Origin of the sequence: Chlorogloeopsis fritschii PCC 6912 (assembly GCF_000317285.1) — a bacterium.
In the GTDB taxonomy this organism is placed as follows: domain Bacteria; phylum Cyanobacteriota; class Cyanobacteriia; order Cyanobacteriales; family Nostocaceae; genus Chlorogloeopsis; species Chlorogloeopsis fritschii.
Map to the genome: position 1 here is coordinate 1 of NZ_AJLN01000051.1, position 20,027 is coordinate 20,027.

Below are 20,027 nucleotides of genomic sequence, written 5' to 3' on the forward strand. Positions count from 1 at the left end.
ACTACTCTAAAAATTTGGTGAGCTGTTTTCGAGGTACACAAGTAGTAAAATTATGCTAAAATCAACGAGTTGTAACCAGGGTTGGCCGAGCGGTTGAGGCAGCGAACTCATAATTCGCCCTAGGCAGGTTCAACTCCTGCACCCTGGATTGATTTTTCATGAACTATAAAAAATACTAAATCAAGTTTATATCTACAAATATAGTCCGGAATTTATGGAAGAGTTGAATAATCGCAAGGGTTTCACCATAATTGACGAAAACTCTTTGATTAATCAACCCCTTAACCAGCTTATTTTTAAAACCAAAGCAGTAAAATCTGTTCAACAGTAAACTATTGACTGTTTTTCCTGACTTCTCTTAGTCGGATTTGAGGCGAGATTGCATCTCCTCAAAACGATACTCGGTTCCTACTTTCAGTTGATTAGCATTCAAACGGGGAGACATTAACAGCGAAGTGTTATAAGGATTTGGTAAATCTGGTGTACGAAGATAAGGATCGCTACTAACCTGTTGGTAGAGGACGTCTTGATAGACAATGTTGATTAATTCAGCATCTCGTGCAATTTTATTTTCTGGGAAGGAGTTTCGCAACAACGAACCAGGGCCGAGTATCAAGTCTATGTCGCTTTTAAAGTTGTTACCGTTGTGGAAATTGGGGGAATTTTCAAAAAAGGCTCGGTCAATTACTTCTGCGGGTATTTCATATTCATAATTGGGTGTTTGCGTCTCCTGTGCCACCACAGATGGGGCAGCGATCGCGCTAGCACACATAACCAATAAACCACCCAAGGCTTTTAATTTTAAAGCCATGTTTATTACTCCTCTTTGTTGGTACGAATTTTAACTTATGCTTATTCTCAGAACTCTTGGTAAGGCTGGTGCAAACAAAGTATGATTTACTGTCGGGCTTTATGTCCTACTGTGATGAGAAACATCACGCACAGAACATCTGAGTGCCTATAGCGATAACTAACTACTTATAGCTAGCTATCATCATAGTGATTTTTTTGTTACACCCTCTTACTTAGTAGTTCAACCTTTGGTTTAACACAATTTTTAAACTTTTGTAATGACTTATCAAGCCAAAACCCTTACTCAGTCTGATTTTTGGGCAGATACTACCGATTTGAAAACCCTGCGTCACAAATTACTAGATTTATTTTGCCAACTGGCATATCAAGAGGGCGATTTTGTTCTCTCTTCCGGACAACCTAGCTCCTATTACATCAATGGCAAGCAGGTAACGCTTCATCCCCAAGGCGCTTTGGCAATTGGTCGTATTCTTTTTTCGCTCTTACCACCTGATACCCAAGCAGTAGCGGGATTGACATTGGGGGCAGATCCGATCGTCAGTGCTGTGAGTGTGGTTTCTGCTTACGAACATCGCCCAATCCCAGCGTTGATTATTCGCAAAGAAGCTAAAGGACATGGGACAAAGGCATATATAGAAGGGCCGAATTTGCCAGAAGGTGCAAAAGTAGTGGTTTTGGAAGATGTTGTCACTACCGGACAATCTGCGATGAAAGCAGTTGAACGACTAAGAGCGGCAAATTATACTGTGAATCGGGTAATTTCACTGGTAGACCGCCAACAAGGTGGAGCAGAGTTTTACCAGTCGGTAGGGTTAGAATTTCAGACAGTGTTTACGATTGAGGAAATACAAGAGCGATACAAACAGCTTTAAGTAGATGGTAACTACTCAAAACTAAACTGCAAACTCATTCAAGATCCGATTAGCCTCCCTTAGCCCGGAGAGATAAGCGCCATGTACAGTAGATGGATACTGCTCTGAAGTTGCTTCTCCGGCGAATAAGAGGCGGTTTGCCACAGGTGCGGCTAGAGTAGCGCGATCGCTTGCTTTAGCGCCTATAGGCATTGTTAAATAGGAACCACAAGCAAAAGGATCGGCAGCCCATTGGGTTCTGATTACTATTTCTGGATTGGGTATATTATTCCCGTACATTCGACGCAGCACTTTCATTACCCGCTCTCCAACTTCTTCCTCAGATAAAGTCTCCAGACTGCGGGCAAATCTTCCGCCAGTTAAAGCCACTAACACAGGGACTTTAATATATCGGCTTAAATTCAAAAAGTCCGAGAAATCATTTGCCATCTGGCTAGCGTAGCCGATCGCGTCATAATTTTGTAACCAAAAAACTTTCGAGAACTTCAAAACTACCTTATTCAAAACTCCCATATCCAGGCGATCGATAGCTGCAAGTTTGCTTTCAGGTAGGGGAGGAGAAAAAGTTACACTAGCAGATTTCAGTACTCCTAAAGGCAAAGTAATCACAACTGCATCAGCTGAAAAAGTTCCAGAATCCGTTTTTACTGATACACTTTTATCGTCATATTTAATCTCAATTACTTTTTGTTGTAGCCGAATGTCAATACCTTTTGCCAATCGCTGGATAATTTCTTCATATCCGTTAGTAATTAGGTAATTACCACCTGAAAAAGTTGCGTATTCATCCCATTCCCAAAGCGAGTAACTGTCTAAATCTGTTCCTTCTTGTACTTCTCGCCCAGTAAAAAACCATTTCATTAGAGTTTTTTGTAGGGGAGAAAATTCTTTTTCTATTAATATACGTTGTATTGCTTCAGCGACTGAAATATCTTGTTTTAAATTCTTACCTAAAGCTTTAGCTTGCCCAAAAATTTGCTTGTACAGTAAACGAGCCTTTTCTAACTCTTTTACTTCCACAAGTTCACCATTGCTGCCGTAAACAGGAATATTTTCAAAGTCAGTATGCTGAATGCGAACTTTAAAATCTTGCGCTAGTTGAGTAATCGGATTTTTATTGATTCCATGAATCCAAGAAGCACCTAAATCGACAGGAAAACCAAATTTTTTATTAGTATAAATTCTACCGCCAATACGATTTCGAGCTTCTAAAATTGTGACTGAAAAACCATGAGAATAAAGTTCGCGAGCAACTGCTAAACCAGCGATACCTGCACCAATTATTAAAATATTTGTCATGCTCAATCTCACCCTTAAAAACGCAGAGGTTAACAGAGAAATTCTCCCTATCCCTCTACGTTATTTACAGCGTTTTTCAAATGATTAGACAACAAATCGTAGGGTGGGCATTGTCGTTAAAGCCCATGTGGTAAACATTGGAGATATTGGTAAGCAATGCCCACCTTACAGAAAACTGCTGTAAAAGGTTAACTTTGGGTTACAGTTTCTTTCGCCAAGAACTTTTCTAGTTCTGTCAGTGCATCAGCATCAACTTTGGTTTGCATGGGGCAGAATTTGGGGCCGCACATCGAACAAAATTCAGCAGTTTTATAGATATCTGCTGGCAGAGTTTCGTCGTGGTATTCCCTAGCTCTTTCAGGATCGAGTGCTAATTCAAACTGCCGATTCCAGTTGAAGTTGTAACGAGCATGGGAGAGTTCATCATCTCTGTCTCTTGCCCCAGGGCGATGTCTGGCAATATCGGCTGCATGAGCTGCAATTTTATAGGCGATTAATCCATTGCGCACATCTTCAGGATTAGGTAAACCCAAGTGTTCTTTTGGTGTTACATAGCACAGCATTGCGGTACCGTACCATCCAGCCATCGCTGCGCCAATAGCGGAGGTGATATGGTCATAACCAGGAGCGATGTCTGTCACCAATGGCCCCAGCACGTAGAAAGGTGCTTCTGAACACTCTTCCATTTGCTTTTTGACATTAAACTCAATTTGATCCATTGGCACGTGTCCAGGGCCTTCGACCATCACTTGTACATCATATTCCCAGGCTTTGCGGGTCAATTGTCCAAGAGTTTTGAGTTCGGCTAACTGTGCTTCATCGGAAGCATCGTGAGTACAACCAGGACGCAGTGAGTCACCTAAACTAAATGAGACATCATACTTCTGGAAAATCTCAATGATGTCGCGCAAGTGAGTATAAAGTGGGTTTTGCTTGTGGTGATGTAGCATCCACTTTGCCAAAATGCCACCGCCACGAGAAACAATGCCAGTGATGCGGTTTCTTACTAAGGGTAAGTGTTCAATCAAAATCCCAGCATGGATAGTCATGTAATCTACACCTTGCTGGGCGTGCTTCTCAATCACATGGAGAAAATCATCAGGAGTGAGATTTTCAACCTTGCCATGAACGCTTTCTAAAGCTTGGTAGACTGGCACTGTGCCAATGGGAACGGGGGAAGCATTGATGATGGCGGTACGAATTTCGTCCAAATTACCGCCGCCCGTAGAAAGATCCATCACGGTGTCAGCACCGTATTTCACTGCCAGTCTCAGTTTTGCCAGTTCTTCTTCTATGTTAGAAGAATTGGGAGAAGCACCAATATTAGCATTGACTTTACACTTGGAGGCAATGCCGATACACATTGGCTCTAAGTTGGTGTGATTGATATTCGCAGGAATAATCATCCGTCCCCGCGCTACTTCATCTCTAATTAGCTCAACGGGAAGATTTTCCCGCTGGGCTACATAGTGCATTTCTTCGGTAATCACACCTTGACGGGCATAGTGCATTTGACTGACATTGCTCTGCCCGCGCCGCTTGGCGACCCATTCTGTCCGCATATTTGCTTTCCTCAATATACAGCTTCCCTTCGCCGGTATTACCCGGATTCAGGTTCTAAGGGTGTAATCTCAGCCTCTAAATGCAGGAGGCACCCCTAGCATGGTAGTGATTGTACCACTTTGTTTATGGCTGGGCGCAAGGATGTTAACAAATTATTAAGAGGTGATGATGGGAGCACCAAGCTTTTTTACTACAAAAGCGATCGCTTTTCTATTTAACCACCAGGTACTACAGGGCGCTGACCTCTCTGAAACCTTTCCCATGACTGCCGCAGGGCTGTAGGGGCTGGATGCTTGGCATCATAAACTACGATCACATTTGTCAGACGGCGTTTAGCAGGAATCAAAATTTTACCACTGGCGGCTAAAGCTCTAGATGTTCCTCCATCTAAGTTCATCGCTTCATAACAACCAATTGCTCTCATTGCTCTTGCTTCTTGCTCTAAAGTAATTGGCTTCTCGAAATGTACTAATATCAATTTTTTTCCACTAGCCGGAAATCCGATCGCTGCACGTGTAGCTATACCTAAAACATGGGGATCTTTGAAACCCTCTAATTTTGGTTTCACCCAGATTTTTCCGCGTCTTAGCAATCGAGGGCCACAAGTGATAGAAAACCAATGTTCTTTCCATTTGGGTTTGCCATCAACCCGTGCTGTTACCATTTCCGGTTTATTTCCTACTCGTAAGCCCAAAGTCGTGCCAAAATTTTCCCACTTACTATACTTAAGAAATCTTCCTCCCGCCACCATGTTGCCCATGACAGTTTTACGGGAGCTTTTAGCAAAAAATGTACCATTAGCAACAACCGCAGCACGAGAGCGAGCTACCATTCGACTAAACTCCTCGTCACCATTACTACGTTGTGCTGAATTAGCAAAAGTTGCATTATTAGCTAAACCAATAGTAATAAAGGTTTTGGGATCGGTGAGGTCAATAATCACTCGATAAAAAGAGATACCATTAATCTTTCCCTTATTTACTTGTATAGTTTTAGCAGCCGCTGGCTGTAACATTGTGAAACCTTTAGCCAAACCAGCACCTGCTAACAACAGGAAAGACCGACGGCACATCTTGGAAATTGCCATAATATAAATTCTCACTCGATTGTCTTAATTGAAATACCTAAACCCTTGCTAATTCTGTCAATGTGGAAGCAAGATGACAGCAATGGGGAGAGGGGGGAGTGGGAGAGGGGACAGGGAACAGGGTACAGGGAACAGGGAACAGGGGACAGGGGGACAAGGAGAGGGGGAGAAATTTTACAGACGCGATTAATTGCGTCTCTACCCAATGACAAATGACCAATGACCAATGACTAACCACTATCGATACATTCTCTTCTACAAACCTTATGGCGTCCTTAGCCAATTTACTCAAGACACTCCGACTCGTAGGACGTTAAAAGACTATATCCAAGTTCCAGATGTGTATCCTGTGGGGCGTTTGGACTGGGATAGTGAGGGTTTGCTGCTGCTGACAAACCACGGACAATTGCAACATCGCCTTTGCGATCCTCGGTTTGGACATGAACGTACTTATTTGGTACAAGTTGAACGAATTCCCGATCAAGCTGCTCTCAAACAGTTAGAAGCAGGTGTGTTAATTAAAGATTACCGCACTCGACCCGCAAAGGTGCGACTTTTGAGCGAAGAACCTTCCTTAAGCGATCGCGATCCGCCAATTAGATTTCGCAAAACTGTACCGACAGCATGGTTGGAGATGAAATTGACAGAGGGGAAAAATCGGCAAGTGCGGCGGATGACCGCAGTTGTGGGATTTCCAACCTTAAGACTTGTGCGGGTAGCGATCGCTCACTTACAAATAGATGGCCTCCAACCAGGACAATGGCGTGACCTCACCTCCAGAGAATCACAATTGTTACAGAATTTGATGTTTTCAGGTCACTTGTTAAAAAAGCATAAATACTGATAGTAAAAGTTATAAAGTTAACTATTCTTTTTTTAAATTCAAAATCAATGCAATTTGTCAAATACCTGAAATCTAATGTTTGGAGTTACTAGTTAGAGCAGTTTACAGGAAATAAGAGATTATGTTCGTTACATAAATTTTTATTCATGATTTTGCCCAAAAATTACGCTATAAGCAGTATAATGATTTTCTCTTTTTTTTGCCTAGTTAACACCAGCGCTTGGGTGCAAGTTTAAGTCTTATGAGCCTTAATCAGCCATCTAGCTGGCATCATTCCTGCCAAGAACAACATAATATAGTGCCTGTACCACCTGCACGCTTGGAACTTGTACCTGAACGAGCCTCCGATGTAGAACTTTGCACAGCAGAAATTTGGCGTCGCACTCAAGAGGAACTCTTCTGGTATCGGAATTTGTATGAAAATATTCCTTGCGTATACTTAACTTTGGATCGAACAGGGATAATTTTATCTGTGAACAAGCTGGGTGCAAACAGCCTCGGTTATTCCCCAGAAGAACTAATACAAAAGCCTGTTTTTAACTTATTCGCTCAGTCTGAACAACAGAGGTTATTTCATGCTTTGATGGGATTGTTTAAGGGAGCGCCAGAGAGTGAAGCTAATTGGGAATTTCGGTTGAACTGTCCTGCCAGTAAAATGCAATGGGCAAAAGTGGTAGCGCGGATATTAGATTCTGGAAAGGATAATCAACAGATCCTAATGTTATTTGAAGACATCACTGCTGAGAAAATTTTTGATCGTGGCTGCCAAGAAAATGAACACCACCTGCACGTCATAGCCAATACATTACCAGTAATGTTGTGGGTGGCTGGCTGTGAAGGTGTATGCAATTTTTTAAATCAATCATGGATAGACTTCACCGGAATTAGCAAACAGCAACAAGAATTTAGCTGGTTAGAGCAAGTTCATCCTGAAGATAAAGACTTTTGTAAGCAAACTTTTGAATCTGCATTTAATAAACGTGCAAAATTTCATATAGAACATCGCTTAAAGCATATAGATGGAGAGTATCGTTGGATTTTAAATACAGGTGTTCCATGGTTTACTTCCAGTGGTAATTTTATCGGTTACATAGGGTCTGCAATTGATATCACAGAACGTAAGTTAGCAGAAATTTCTTTGAAAGAAAGCCAAAAAGCAGCACAAAAACAATTAGAAGAAATAGAAAAATTCAATCGTCTTAAAGATGAATTTCTTAGTACAGTTTCCCACGAATTACGTACACCTCTAACTAACATGAAAATGGCGATCCAAATGATGGGAATTGCACTAGATAAAGAACATAATTTATTATTAGAAATGGCAAAGCCATATGCTGAACGCTCAAAATTTGCTCGTTATTTCCAAATTTTAAATAATGAATGCGAACGAGAAATCAATTTAATTAATAACTTTCTAGATTTACAGCGTCTAGATACCACCACTAAACCTTTAGTGTTGGAAAAAATTCAAGTCAATGAGTGGTTGGAGCGAGTAGTGGAGCTATATAAAGCACGTAACCGCAATAGCTGTAAACACAATTTAAACCTGAAGATTGCTTCCAATCTTCCTCCCTTACTGTGCGATCCATTTAGTCTAGAACGCATTTTGATAGAATTACTGACTAATGCTTGTAAATTCAGTCCACCAGATGCAGAAATCATCGTTGCTGCCCAAGCAAAATTCAATAGCATTCAACTACAAGTAAGCAATTATGGTGTAGAAATACCTGCATCTGAATTACCGCGTATTTTTGAAAAGTTTTACCGCATTCCCAGTAATGACCCTTGGAAACAGGGAGGAACAGGATTAGGACTAGCATTGGTACAAAAGCTTACTAAGTATTTAGGAGGAACAATAGAGGTTCAAAGTGGGTCAAACTGTACCTGTCTAACTGTGCAACTACCACTTTGAGGTGAGAATCCAATAGGAGCGGAAGCTTTTAAAAAATAAAGCCTCACCAATAAATATTACAATCCAGTCCCAAACTCCAGAGGTGGTTACAATTATCGGTAAGAACTTGTCTAGTCTAAATCTAACTAGACTATGCGTAAAAATTAAGACTGCCACAAAAACCTACTTATGAAACTACAATCATTTGTAGATCTACGACAAGTAGTAGTGTCAACTGTGGCACCTTAGATTGTAGTGGTTAAAAGCACCTTGGAGCGGGAATTAAGGAACTTCCACAATGCTGATTTGCCCTCAGTGTAAATTTGAAAACCCCAATACTAACAAATTTTGTCAAAACTGTGGGGCGTCCCTAACCCACAAGGTCTGTCCTGAATGCAATGCTGATGTACCTTTGAATGCACAAACTTGTCATAACTGCGGTGCAGAATGTGGCACAATTTGGTGGGCTATTATTGCCAAAGTTGAGAATTTTGTCATCGGGGAAGCAGATTTTGATAATATCGAGAAACAAAGACAAGATGAGCCAGAATCTTCGCTTTTTGCGCTCGATGGCATTCACGAAGCGTGTCCGGAGAACGTAGATTCAGAAAGTATTTCCCCCGTGGGAGATGGGAAACAGCTTCTGCAGCCAGAGAGTGGCGGGCAAGTAATGAAGCCGGAGGAAGAACTGGAGAGTGAAAATGTTCCCACCTTACCTACTCCCCCCGTCTCGGTGTCTACTTCAGCCTCATCTTCTTTCCCAGAAGGTTCTTACTTAGATTTACAGCAACGCTATAAATTGCTAGAACTGCTACCAAATTTGGAGGAAATGCCTGCTAATACTCAGTGGTGTGTACGGGTATTAGACTGTCAGCCTTATCAAATTTCACTCCTAGAGGCAATGGCAACAAATCAGTATCAGGAACTAGCAACGTCATCACAATCGGCTGTTAGTCTTCCTTACCTTGCTAAAGCTTATGTTGCCCTCCAACCCTACACAAACCAAGGTATACCCCCAATTCACGATGCATGGCAGCAGGGGGATATACAGGTAGTACTGCTCGAAGATCGCGATCGCTGGTTGTATCTACTCGACTTGTGGCGCGATGACAAAACGAGTTCTTTGCAGCTCGTTAACTATTTGTATCAGATGACCCGACTCTGGGCATTACTAGAACCATTTAATTGCCGTCAAAGTCTTTTGGAGTTGCCGAATCTGCGGTTAGATGAAGACCAAGCACTAGCATTACAAATGTTGTATGTGGAGCCATTAAAAAATACCCCAGCAACTCCATTAACAAACACCACATCTGGAGAAGATTTCAGCATCCAAACTTTAGGGCGTGTTTGGCAGAAACTCTTTAAAGAGTCTCAACGTACTCAATTTGGCTCTTTATTAGAACTTTTAGGAGATTTAGAGATTGGCAATATTCAGACCTTGCTAGAATTACAATCACGTTTGCAGGCGATCGCTTCTGAACTGCAAACTCCCTCTAGTACAAACAAACCAAATATGACATCTGCGGCAAATCAAGATCATGACTCACCGCCAATTCTGCAATTAAATGAACAAGAAGAGGATACTGCCACAAAACTTATTGATGACTTGCCAACGGTGGTACTGCCAATGCAGTTAATCAGCCTGGAACACGCTGGACTTACCGATGTTGGAAGGCAAAGACATCACAACGAAGACTACTTTGGCATCGACACCAAAATTGCCAAGCTAGAATTGCCCAATACTCGCAATTTACAAGCACGTGCTTTGTACATTCTTTGCGATGGGATGGGAGGGCACGCTGGTGGCGAGGTAGCCAGTGCTTTAGCAGTAAACACCGTGCGCCAATACTTTAAAACTAATTGGATTGCTAGCGAATTGCCTACAGAAGACCAAATCCGCGAGGCAATACGACAAGCTAACCAGGCAATTTACGATGTCAACCAACAAGATGCCCGCTCTGGTATCGGACGCATGGGTACTACTTTAATCATGCTCTTAATCCAAAATACTCAAGCAGCGGTGGCTCATGTTGGTGATAGCCGCCTCTACTGCGTAACTCGCAAAAGAGGTTTAGAACAATTAACCGTGGATCACGAAGTAGGTCAACGGGAGATTTCCCGCGGGGTAGAACCTAACGTGGCTTATGCTCGTCCAGATGCTTACCAGCTTACCCAAGCTCTTGGGCCGCGAGATGAAAACTTTATCATTCCTGATGTTAAATTTTTTGAAATCTCTGAAGATAGTTTGTTTGTCCTGGCTTCAGACGGTTTGTCGGATAATGATTTACTAGAAACTAATTGGCAGAATCATCTACTTCCCTTGCTTAGTTCGGGTGTGAATTTAGAGGATGGCATCCGAGATTTAATTAATGTGGCAAACGATTACAATGGTCATGATAACATCACCGTTGTGCTTGTACGGGCCAAAGTACGCCCCGCTCTGGAAAGTCAAAAGGAAATAGTTACTGGTTAATCGTGAATGGTAAGCAAGGTAAAGCAGGAAGAAAGCCACTGCACAAGTGCCATGCACGTGATGGGGGCAGCCATATGATCAGGCAGTCGCCCTTGGAGAGCCAATACTGCCCTCCTCTAAGGGCGACTGCGTTCAGCACAAGGGTTCAAGGAAGAGTAGCCGTAAACGCACGTAGCCTTGCTTTTCATAGGGTTAGTGATGTTGCTAACTACTATCCTCTAAGTACGGGCGGGTTGAGAAGATAATTGGTTTTAACCCAAAGATCGTCAACAACACCCACACACCAGTTGCTACAACGCGGGAAACCCGCAAGGACGCACTGGCTCCCCTACTATCTACTAAGTACTATCTACTAACAATTCTCAGTAATGTGGTTATTCTCACCCTGCTAGAACCGCAAAAAAAAACGCCTCTCAAACAATGGCACTTTGAGAACGAACCTGTCATCCGAGTTGGTCGTTCTATGGATAATGATGTTGTTTTAAATGATACTCTAGTGTCTCGTCACCATCTAGAGATCAGACAATTCGGCTCTACCCAAAATGGTGGTTCGTGGCAGGTAATTAGTAAAGGTACAAATGGAACTTTTCTGAATGAGGTTTTGGTAGTTCAAAGTCCTTTATCGAATAATTCCTTACTACAGCTGGCGCGGGGAGGCCCAATTTTAAAATTTCAAATTGAGCAGGAAACATCTCCAAACCAAACAAATACTTCATCCGACAGTTGCACTCACGAAGGAAACTCTCCCAACAATCTATTTTGTATCCATTGCGGTCAACCCATATCTGTGCAACAGACAATCCGCAACTATCAGGTGTTACGAACGCTAGGACAGGGAGGTATGGGTACAACCTATTTAGCTTGGGATAAGACAGGAGAAATCGCCGGACATCCGCAGTTGCTGGTTTTAAAGCAAATGAATGCTGATATGGCTAAAATTGCCAAAGCCCGCGAATTATTTGAGCGGGAGGCGCACACCCTCAAATCTCTTCACCATCCAGGCATTCCTTTGTACTACGATTTCTTTGTAGAAGGCGGAAAGAAGTATCTAGCAATGGAATTAGTTCATGGACAGGACTTAGAAAAATTGATTTTGCTCAAAGGCCCTGTCATCCCATCTGTTGCGATCGCTTGGATGATCCAAACCTGTGACATCTTAGATTATCTGCACAGTCAAGATCCTCCACTCATCCACCGCGATATTAAACCCGCTAACCTTATGGTACGAAATTCTAACAATCGCATAGTTGTGTTAGATTTTGGGGCAGTCAAAGAAATTGGTACTGCACCTGGTACTCGTATTGGTGCAGAAGGTTATTGTGCACCCGAACAAGAAAGGGGGCAGCCCTTAACGCAATCAGATTTGTATGCCATCGGCCCAACACTAATTTATCTACTAACTGGCGAAAATCCTTTTAAGTTTTATCGCCAACGAGGACGCAACTTCCGATTTGATTTGACGAAAGTCCCCACCATTACTCCCGAACTACGAGAGGTAATAGAACGCGTCACAGAACCACTGCCACGCGATCGCTATCAAACTGCTAAAGAGCTAGCAGCAGCATTAGCAGGTTGTCAATAGTCATTGGCCATTTGTTAACGGTTAGTAGTTGGTTGTTTAATTCATGAGTGGGTCTAGTTATTCTTCAGTAGACATCATAGATCTAAAAATCCAGTTAAACTCACACCTTGGATACTACAACCAGGGAAACACGATACCGTTTGCGATAACCGAGCAAAGCCAGAAAATGCTGAAGTTGAGATAAACTTCTAAGTGCGCGCTGGCTTTGCTAACAACTACTATCTACTCTTACTCTTCGTCCCAAGCTTCTACTGCCAATAACTCACTAACTGGATCTTGCATACTAAACCCAAAATCTAATAATTCCTGTTTCCAGTGTTGCCATTCATTGCCGTAAAGCAAAGCTATTTTCCAGATACTGTCAGTTGGCTTGATAATTTTTGAGTCTACGAGTGATTGCACGTTACGCTGCAATTTCACCATTGGGTGAATCACTTGCTGATTCATAACTTCGATTTAATTCAGATTTGGTTTCCTAAAATACTTAATCAAAACTGCTTTCCGCGTGGAAGTTATCGCTTATGCGTAGAGTAGATTACTTTGGTAAAGCAAGTCTTAACCACTTTACTATATCATAACCAACTCTACTTAGTTGCTCTCAAATTCGGTTTTGTACGGTAATCACCACCAAAACTTTCAAATTGGGTCTACCTGTCTTTACAGGTACTCATCAAAAATGGTCATGAGTGATAAAGAAGGTAGCTATAGGCAAGTGAGCAAAAGAGCATAGGCAAGAGAGGGGAGAATCGTTAATTACGTTATCCCGTACATCTGAAGCTTTTGTGTCTTCTGTCTCATTCCTTCTGAGTGCTGATGAAGTCGCTGCTCACAAAATATATTATGTTTTCGGCATAACTTGCAAAATATTGCTTGTGTTTTTTCCTGCATTGGTGCTTTATCTGACAAACCCATAGTTTGAAAGAGGGCTTGATAAAAGGTGGTTAAGATAAAAATAAACTCTGCAAGCTAGAGATACCACTATCTCTAGCAAATTGCTATATAGAATATCGCAAACATCTGAAATATGATGAAAAAAACTGCCATTTTTATAAAAATTTAATGATTCCCGCTACAAGTAATATCTAAAAGAAACAGGCAGATAGCATTTTTTTACTTAGATGGTACGGTTAATGTTTATCTGTTGCGCAAGCAAAACTTTTAAGATGTCAAGTTATATTTTGGCAGCACATAAATAAAATACCCAGCAGTTAGAAAGCTAATATAGTCACGTTATTTTTGACGTAAGTGTGTTACTAAGTGTTGTATAAAAAAATTAAAACCAATTTTATATTTCAATTAGTTATGGTATTTATATTCATGTAGAATTGATGCACGTGATATGAAGATAAAAAGATGATTAGTTTTTCTTACTGTTTTAACAAACAGGACTGATGAATCATGTTTTCTCTCATGTCCAGCAGAACAAAAATAATTTGTATAGATAATTATTATCGGTTGATTTGCTTCCCAACAGGAAAATCTGTACAAATCCTGAGCGTGGCTGGTGCTACTTCACTAACAAATAGCCAATCAACCCCACAATAACAGTAGAATTGCTTAAGTATTAGAATTATTGAAAAATTTGAACTGCGAGCAGCCATAGGGCACTCTCACTTGCAAGGGACGCACGAGGAAAAAGCGTGAAAGTTTTAGTTGTAGGTAATGGAGGGCGGGAACACGCCCTTGCTTGGAAGCTATTGCAATCAAAGCAAATTGAGCAAGTTATATGTGTGCCAGGTAATGGCGGTACAGCAACTATGTCAAGTTGCCGTAACTTGTTGTTAGCAGTAGATGACTTTGAAGGAATCAGCCAATTTGCCAAACAGGAAGGAATTTCTCTGGTGGTAGTAGGGCCAGAAGTGCCTTTAGCTAGGGGAATTTCAGATTATCTCCAAAATAGTGATCTTAGAGTTTTTGGCCCAAGCAAAGCAGGAGCGCAAATTGAGGCGAGTAAGACATGGGCAAAAACTTTGATGCAAGAAGCAAAAATTCCTACTGCTCATGCTACGGTATTTACGCAAGCAACAGCGGCAAAATCCTACGTCAAAGAACATGGGGCACCGATTGTTGTCAAAGCGGATGGATTAGCAGCAGGTAAGGGTGTTACGGTTGCCCAAACAGTGGATGAAGCGATCGCCGCAATCGAGGCGATTTTTGAAGGGCAGTTTGGCAGTGCTGGGAATTTTGTTGTCATTGAAGAATGTTTGAAGGGGCAAGAAGTTTCTGTTCTCGCTTTAACCGATGGGTTAACAATTCGTCCGTTGTTGCCAGCGCAAGATCACAAGCGTATCGGTGAAGGCGACACAGGAGAAAATACTGGCGGCATGGGAGCTTATGCTCCAGCACCGATCGCGACTCCAGAATTGATGGAACGCGTGCAAAAAGATGTATTAGAAAAAGCGATCACGGCTTTAAGAAATAGGGAAATTGACTACCGAGGCGTACTTTATGCCGGATTGATGATTACTCCCGATGGCAATTTTAAAGTTCTAGAATTTAACTGTCGGTTTGGCGATCCAGAAACGCAGGTAATTCTACCTTTGTTGGAAACTCCTTTAGAGGAATTACTGCTTGCCTGCGTAGAGCAGCGTTTAGCAGCAATGCCACCCATTACCTGGAAACCAGGAGCAGCTGCCACTGTTGTTGCTGCCTCAGGAGGTTACCCTGGAGTTTATGAAAATGGTATGGTAATTACAGGAATTCCAGAAGCTGAAGCTTCAGGAGCAATTGTATTTCATGCAGGTACTAAACTAGAGGGGCAACAGTTGCTCACAAATGGTGGTAGAGTACTAAATGTTACAGGAACAGGGGAAAACTTTGAGCAAGCGCTAGCCCAAGCCTATGCCGGAATTGAGCGCATTCATTTTGAGGGAATATACTACCGAAGAGACATTGGGCATCGAGTCAAGGCATTTAGAAATGGTTAGTAGTTAGTCAATAGTCATTGGTCATTAGTTATTGGTAGGGGCGGGTTTGCCGATGATCTTTGGGTTTAAACAGATAACTTATCTTCTAAACCCGCCTGTACTGGTTTATCTAAATAGAATACTTTGCGGGTAGACACGTAGACGAACGTAGTCCGGCTTCTCGTAGAGTAGTGGATAAGCGAAAGTAGCCGCTGTTACGTCTACAGAAGCCAGAAGCCAGAATATTCTGTATTCTTCTTCAATACTCCCCTTGTCTTGTTGTTCCCCTTTCTCCCCATCTCCTGGTGCCCCTAAAGTCCCCTGCTCTCCTTGACGGGGCGATTTTAATCCTTAAATTTGGAGTTGAATGAAAATCCTACAGGTTTTGAGCTTTACCTTATCTTTAGGGCGGGTGTTTGGTAAATTGTACACTATATACTTTGACTTTACTTACTTAAACAAATTCGTACTTGATGCCAACGACTACCGCCATAACAACCTTTTATTAAAATGCTGGCTCCTTTAAAAACAATCCGAGAAGCGATCGCTAATTGGTGGTCAGAGTTTACCCTCCAGACTAAGCTTTTGGCTGCCGTAACCTTGGTGGTATCATTGGTGATGAGCGGTCTGACCTTCTGGGCTGTAAATACAATTCAGCAGGATGCACGTCTGAATGATACTCGCTTCGGTCGTGACTTGGGGCTGCTGCTTGCAGCCAACGTTGCCCCACTTATTGCCGATCATAATCTGACTGAGGTGGCACAATTCTCCCAACGCTTCTACAGCAGCACTTCGAGCGTGCGTTATATGCTCTATGCTGATGAAACTGGGAAAATATTTTTCGGCATTCCCTTTTGGGAACCAGAAGTGGAAACTTCACTAACAATTAAACGGCGGATACAACTGCCAGATGATTATGCCAGTGATGCCGACAAGCCGATGGTACGGCAACATCTATCTCCAGACGGCATAGTCACCGATGTATTTGTGCCTTTAACGGTTGATAAAAAGTATCTGGGGGTTTTGGCGATCGGTATCAACCCCAATCCAGCCGCGGTAATTTCTACAAATTTCACCCGTGATGTCACTATTGCTGTATTTATCTCAATTTGGGTAATGGTGATTTTGGGGGGGGTAATTAACGCTTTGACAATTACTAAGCCAATTAAAGAACTTTTACTAGGGGTTAAGCAGATTGCAGCTGGGAATTTTAAGCAGCGTATTGACTTGCCATTTGGAGGTGAACTCAAAGAATTAATTTTCAGCTTTAATGAGATGGCAGAGCGTCTAGAGCGGTATGAAGAACAAAATATAGAAGAGCTGACTGCCGAAAAAGCCAAGTTGGAAACCTTGGTTTCTACGATCGCTGATGGTGCAGTTTTAATCGATAATAATATGCAGGTGATTTTAGTCAACCCGACAGCGCGGCGCATTTTTGGCTGGGAAGGAGTTGATGTAGTGGGCGAGAATGTTTTGCACCACTTGCCGTCAGCGGTGCAAGCTGAAATCACCCGTCCTTTGTACCAAATGGCAACAGGAGATTGTGAAAGCGCGGAGTTTCGCATTCACCTCACCCAAGGGATTCATCGCACGATCCGCATTCTCCTGACAACAGTACTCGATCAGCAAAGGGAAAATGTCAAAGGCATTGCCATTACTGTGCAAGATATTACCCGCGAAGTAGAATTAAACGAGGCAAAAAGCCAATTTATTAGTAACGTTTCCCACGAACTGCGCACACCTTTGTTTAACATCAAATCTTTTATCGAGACTTTGCACGACTACGGTGAAGAACTCAGTGTAGATCAAAGGCAGGAATTCTTAGCAACTGTCAATCACGAAGCTGATCGCCTAGCCCGCTTGGTGAACGATGTTTTAGATTTGTCTAGGCTAGAATCTGGGCGGCGCTACAACTTAGATGCAGTAGATCTAGGACAAGCAATTGAACAAACTTTACGTACTTACCAACTCAATGCCAAAGATAAGGGTATTGAAATCATTCAGGAAGTAGAACCAAAATTGCCTCTAGTAGTAGGCCATTATGACTTATTACTGCAAGTTCTAGCTAATTTGGTTGGTAATGCCCTCAAATTTACCAAAGCAGGGGGCAAAGTTGCGATTCGTGCCTATAAGCTCACACCGCATTCCCACAAAAGCGATCGCCCGGATCGTGTCCGTGTAGAAATCTCCGATACAGGCATTGGCATTGCCCCAGAGGATCAAAAAGCTATTTTTGACCGTTTTTTCCGCGTAGAAAATCGCGTTCACACCTTAGAAGGCACTGGTTTAGGGCTATCAATCGTCAGAAATATTATTGAAGACAAACATCATAGTAAAGTCCATTTGGTGAGTGAAGTCGGTGTAGGTACAACATTTTGGTTTGATTTGGCAGTTTTTGAAGAAGAAACAGCAGTGCCAGAAAAACTGACTGTTGTTGAATCTGTTACGGAAACACACACTATTTCGGCAAGTTAAAGGTTGAAGTTATTAGATATTTAGTCTTCAGTTATCAGCCTTCTATGATTGATAACTGATAACTTTTCACTACTAACTGAAATTTAACAGAGTAATCAGCAAACACACCAAGAATAAAGCAAGTAGTAGAACCAAGGTCTGATTGCGTCTAATCCAAGTTTTTACAGATGTATTAAAGCTTTTCGCTTCTCGAATCTGCTGCAAATCTAACCTGCTCTGTTCTATATTTTGATACAGCGTACACTCTTTAGCATAGGGGCGCTGAGGAAAATTGCAAGTGTCGTCAGCATGGTAAGTACAACTGTCACAAAGATATTCGTCTTTGCCAGCGCGGTGCAGAGGAATACCAGGATGTCCGTAAGCTTTTAGCTGAGTACGACAATAGGGACAGGTGATAGCCTGCGGGCTAACTTTTTGATGACAGCGAGGGCAAGTAGCAGTATCCACAGCCTAGATGTCAAGAAATGAACATTATGATTTTAGCTATTTACTAGAAGAATGGTTGACACTTCCCAAATTTAGAAAGAAGGCTTTACACCAGAGCGCTGCAGATGGGATTGGTATGTGTAACCGCGAATTCTCTTTATTCACATCTTGCACCAGTTGTTTGATTGCGATTTTTGTAAGGTGGGCATTGCCTGTAACGTCAAAATAAGGTTTTGAGTCAAATCGAAGCAATGCCCACCCTACGGTGATTGAGAAAGGTGCAAGATCTCTGTTTACCAGCCTGCCTCCTCTAGAAATTGGTAGTCAAATATTGTTAAGTAATGTAACAATAAAGATGAGATATATTTTTCTAAACAAAAGTTCAGGCTACAATCACGAGTTCGCTCATAAAGATTGACAAAAATAAGCAATCTACTTGAGTAGACTTGAGCTATCAGCCAGGAAATCCATTTCTTGGTTAAATTTTGCTGATGAGAAAACATCAAAATTAACTGGCATCTGCTGTGAAAGTATTTCGCACATTTGATACCCAACTGCAGCATAACCTGCTGATTTTATTTGCAGCAGGTTTATTATTCTGGGCTAGTTTGTCTTCTTTGTTGCCTACTTTACCGCTTTATTTGGAAAATGTGGGTGCAAGTAAGCAACAAATCGGGGTAGTCATGGGCAGTTTTGCCATTGGAATGTTAGTGTTCCGTCCGTGGCTAGGGCAATTAGCAGACAAACGTAGTCGTAAACTTGTATTGCTGATTGGTATTTTAGTAGAAGCGATCGCTCCTATTGGTTACGAGCTAGTCACATCCATCCCTCTGTTAATGGTGCTGCGTGCTTTTCATGGCATCAGTATCGCTGCCTTTGCCACTGGCTACATGGCACTCATAGCAGACTTAGCGCCTCCCAAGCATCGCGGTGAAATCATTGGCTACATGACTCTAGTAAATCCGATCGGTTTGGCGATTGGGCCTGCTTTAGGCGGTTATTTACAAGCTATGGTTGATTATACTGCTGTTTTTTTATTAGCTGCGGGATTGGGTGCGTTGGGGGCACTATGTGTTGTCCCGATAGTTAATCCACCAGTTCAAACATATCAACCAGCCGAAATTCAAAGTACTAATTTTTGGCGTATATTAATCAGTCCACGAGTGAGAGTACCAGCTTTAGTAATGTTAGTGGTTGGTTTGGCTGTGGGAACTTTGCATACTTTTGCGCCCTTATTCATCAAATCAACCGAAGTTGACTTGAATGTTGGATTGTTTTATACAGTTGCAGCAATTTCAAGTTTTAGTGGCAGGGTATTTATTGGTCGTGCAAGCGATCGCTTCGGTCGGGGATTATTTGTCACCATTGGCTTAATTTTGTACTCTGTATCAATGGCATTGATGTGGCTAGCAAACGATAGCACTACTTTTTTAATAGCTGCCTTGATTGAAGGTGCAGGAGGTGGTACGCTGATTCCCATGATTTCTACTATGATGGCAGACCGCTCTTTTCCTCAAGAAAGAGGGCGAATTTTTGCTGTTTGCATAGCTGGATTCGATTTGGGAATAGCGATCGCCGGGCCTGTTCTTGGTTCTTTTGCCGAACAAGTCGGTTACCGCAATATGTTTGGTATTACCGCAGGTTTAACCGCACTTGGCATTCTCATCTTTGTTACTAAATCCAGCAAAGACTTAGTCACCTCAATCCGCTTTGCCTTCGGGCGTGCTCAAGATGCTTACGCCTTAAACAAAATCTAAAGATAAAAAATACAAAGACGCGCAACTGCGCGTCTCTAT

General features: G+C 42.1%; 14 protein-coding genes, 1 tRNA gene and 1 riboswitch. Of the genes, 9 read left to right on the forward strand and 6 right to left on the reverse strand.

Going from position 1 to position 20,027, the window contains the following annotated elements:
* Positions 1 to 75: 75 nt before the first annotated feature.
* Positions 76 to 148, forward strand: a tRNA-Ile gene (locus UYC_RS0107510).
* Positions 149 to 358: 210 nt separating this feature from the next.
* Here the strand turns inward: UYC_RS0107510 and UYC_RS0107520 are convergent.
* The gene (locus tag UYC_RS0107520; RefSeq protein ID WP_016877433.1) at positions 359 to 811 is read right to left on the reverse strand and encodes a hypothetical protein; all 453 of its coding nucleotides are present in this window, start codon (positions 809 to 811) and stop codon (positions 359 to 361) included.
* 259 nt (positions 812 to 1,070) lie between these two features.
* Between UYC_RS0107520 and pyrE the strand changes: the two genes are divergently transcribed.
* Positions 1,071 to 1,685, forward strand: a complete 615-nt coding sequence (gene pyrE, locus UYC_RS0107525) for an orotate phosphoribosyltransferase (RefSeq protein ID WP_016877432.1) — start codon at positions 1,071 to 1,073, stop codon at positions 1,683 to 1,685.
* Between the two features lie 21 nt (positions 1,686 to 1,706).
* Here pyrE and UYC_RS0107530 read toward each other — a convergent pair whose 3' ends face one another.
* The 3 genes from UYC_RS0107530 to UYC_RS0107545 form a co-directional block, all read right to left on the reverse strand.
* The gene (locus UYC_RS0107530; protein WP_016877431.1) at positions 1,707 to 2,984 is read right to left on the reverse strand and encodes an FAD-dependent oxidoreductase; all 1,278 of its coding nucleotides are present in this window, start codon (positions 2,982 to 2,984) and stop codon (positions 1,707 to 1,709) included.
* Between the two features lie 188 nt (positions 2,985 to 3,172).
* On the reverse strand, positions 3,173 to 4,546 hold the full coding sequence (gene thiC, locus UYC_RS0107535) for a phosphomethylpyrimidine synthase (protein WP_016877430.1): 1,374 nt from the start codon (positions 4,544 to 4,546) through the stop codon (positions 3,173 to 3,175).
* A gap of 7 nt (positions 4,547 to 4,553) precedes the next feature.
* Positions 4,554 to 4,653, reverse strand: a riboswitch (TPP riboswitch).
* Between the two features lie 108 nt (positions 4,654 to 4,761).
* Positions 4,762 to 5,634 carry a phosphodiester glycosidase family protein gene (locus UYC_RS0107545; RefSeq protein WP_016877428.1) on the reverse strand — a complete coding sequence of 291 codons (873 nt, stop codon included), beginning with the start codon at positions 5,632 to 5,634 and terminating at the stop codon, positions 4,762 to 4,764.
* 226 nt (positions 5,635 to 5,860) lie between these two features.
* Between UYC_RS0107545 and UYC_RS0107555 the strand changes: the two genes are divergently transcribed.
* The 4 genes from UYC_RS0107555 (at position 5,861) to UYC_RS0107570 (ending at position 12,424) form a co-directional block, all read left to right on the forward strand.
* Complete coding sequence (locus UYC_RS0107555) at positions 5,861 to 6,478, forward strand: pseudouridine synthase (RefSeq protein ID WP_016877426.1); 618 nt, start codon at positions 5,861 to 5,863, stop codon at positions 6,476 to 6,478.
* Between the two features lie 241 nt (positions 6,479 to 6,719).
* Complete coding sequence (locus tag UYC_RS0107560; protein WP_016877425.1) at positions 6,720 to 8,390, forward strand: sensor histidine kinase; 1,671 nt, start codon at positions 6,720 to 6,722, stop codon at positions 8,388 to 8,390.
* 277 nt (positions 8,391 to 8,667) lie between these two features.
* Positions 8,668 to 10,842 (forward strand): serine/threonine phosphatase, encoded by a 2,175-nt coding sequence (locus tag UYC_RS0107565; RefSeq protein WP_016877424.1) that lies wholly within the window; start codon positions 8,668 to 8,670, stop codon positions 10,840 to 10,842.
* Between the two features lie 370 nt (positions 10,843 to 11,212).
* Positions 11,213 to 12,424, forward strand: a complete 1,212-nt coding sequence (locus tag UYC_RS0107570) for an FHA domain-containing serine/threonine-protein kinase (RefSeq protein WP_016877423.1) — start codon at positions 11,213 to 11,215, stop codon at positions 12,422 to 12,424.
* Positions 12,425 to 12,652: 228 nt separating this feature from the next.
* Here UYC_RS0107570 and UYC_RS0107575 read toward each other — a convergent pair whose 3' ends face one another.
* Complete coding sequence (locus tag UYC_RS0107575) at positions 12,653 to 12,871, reverse strand: DUF4327 family protein (RefSeq protein ID WP_016877422.1); 219 nt, start codon at positions 12,869 to 12,871, stop codon at positions 12,653 to 12,655.
* Between the two features lie 1,193 nt (positions 12,872 to 14,064).
* Between UYC_RS0107575 and purD the strand changes: the two genes are divergently transcribed.
* Both purD and nblS read left to right on the forward strand, forming a co-directional pair.
* Positions 14,065 to 15,351, forward strand: a complete 1,287-nt coding sequence (gene purD, locus UYC_RS0107580) for a phosphoribosylamine--glycine ligase (protein ID WP_016877421.1) — start codon at positions 14,065 to 14,067, stop codon at positions 15,349 to 15,351.
* 489 nt (positions 15,352 to 15,840) lie between these two features.
* Positions 15,841 to 17,805 (forward strand): two-component system sensor histidine kinase NblS, encoded by a 1,965-nt coding sequence (gene nblS, locus UYC_RS0107585; RefSeq protein ID WP_016877420.1) that lies wholly within the window; start codon positions 15,841 to 15,843, stop codon positions 17,803 to 17,805.
* A gap of 72 nt (positions 17,806 to 17,877) precedes the next feature.
* Here nblS and UYC_RS0107590 read toward each other — a convergent pair whose 3' ends face one another.
* The gene (locus UYC_RS0107590; RefSeq protein ID WP_016877419.1) at positions 17,878 to 18,252 is read right to left on the reverse strand and encodes a zinc ribbon domain-containing protein; all 375 of its coding nucleotides are present in this window, start codon (positions 18,250 to 18,252) and stop codon (positions 17,878 to 17,880) included.
* 503 nt (positions 18,253 to 18,755) lie between these two features.
* Here UYC_RS0107590 and UYC_RS0107595 point away from each other — a divergent pair.
* Complete coding sequence (locus UYC_RS0107595; protein ID WP_016877418.1) at positions 18,756 to 19,988, forward strand: MFS transporter; 1,233 nt, start codon at positions 18,756 to 18,758, stop codon at positions 19,986 to 19,988.
* Positions 19,989 to 20,027 lie beyond the last annotated feature (39 nt).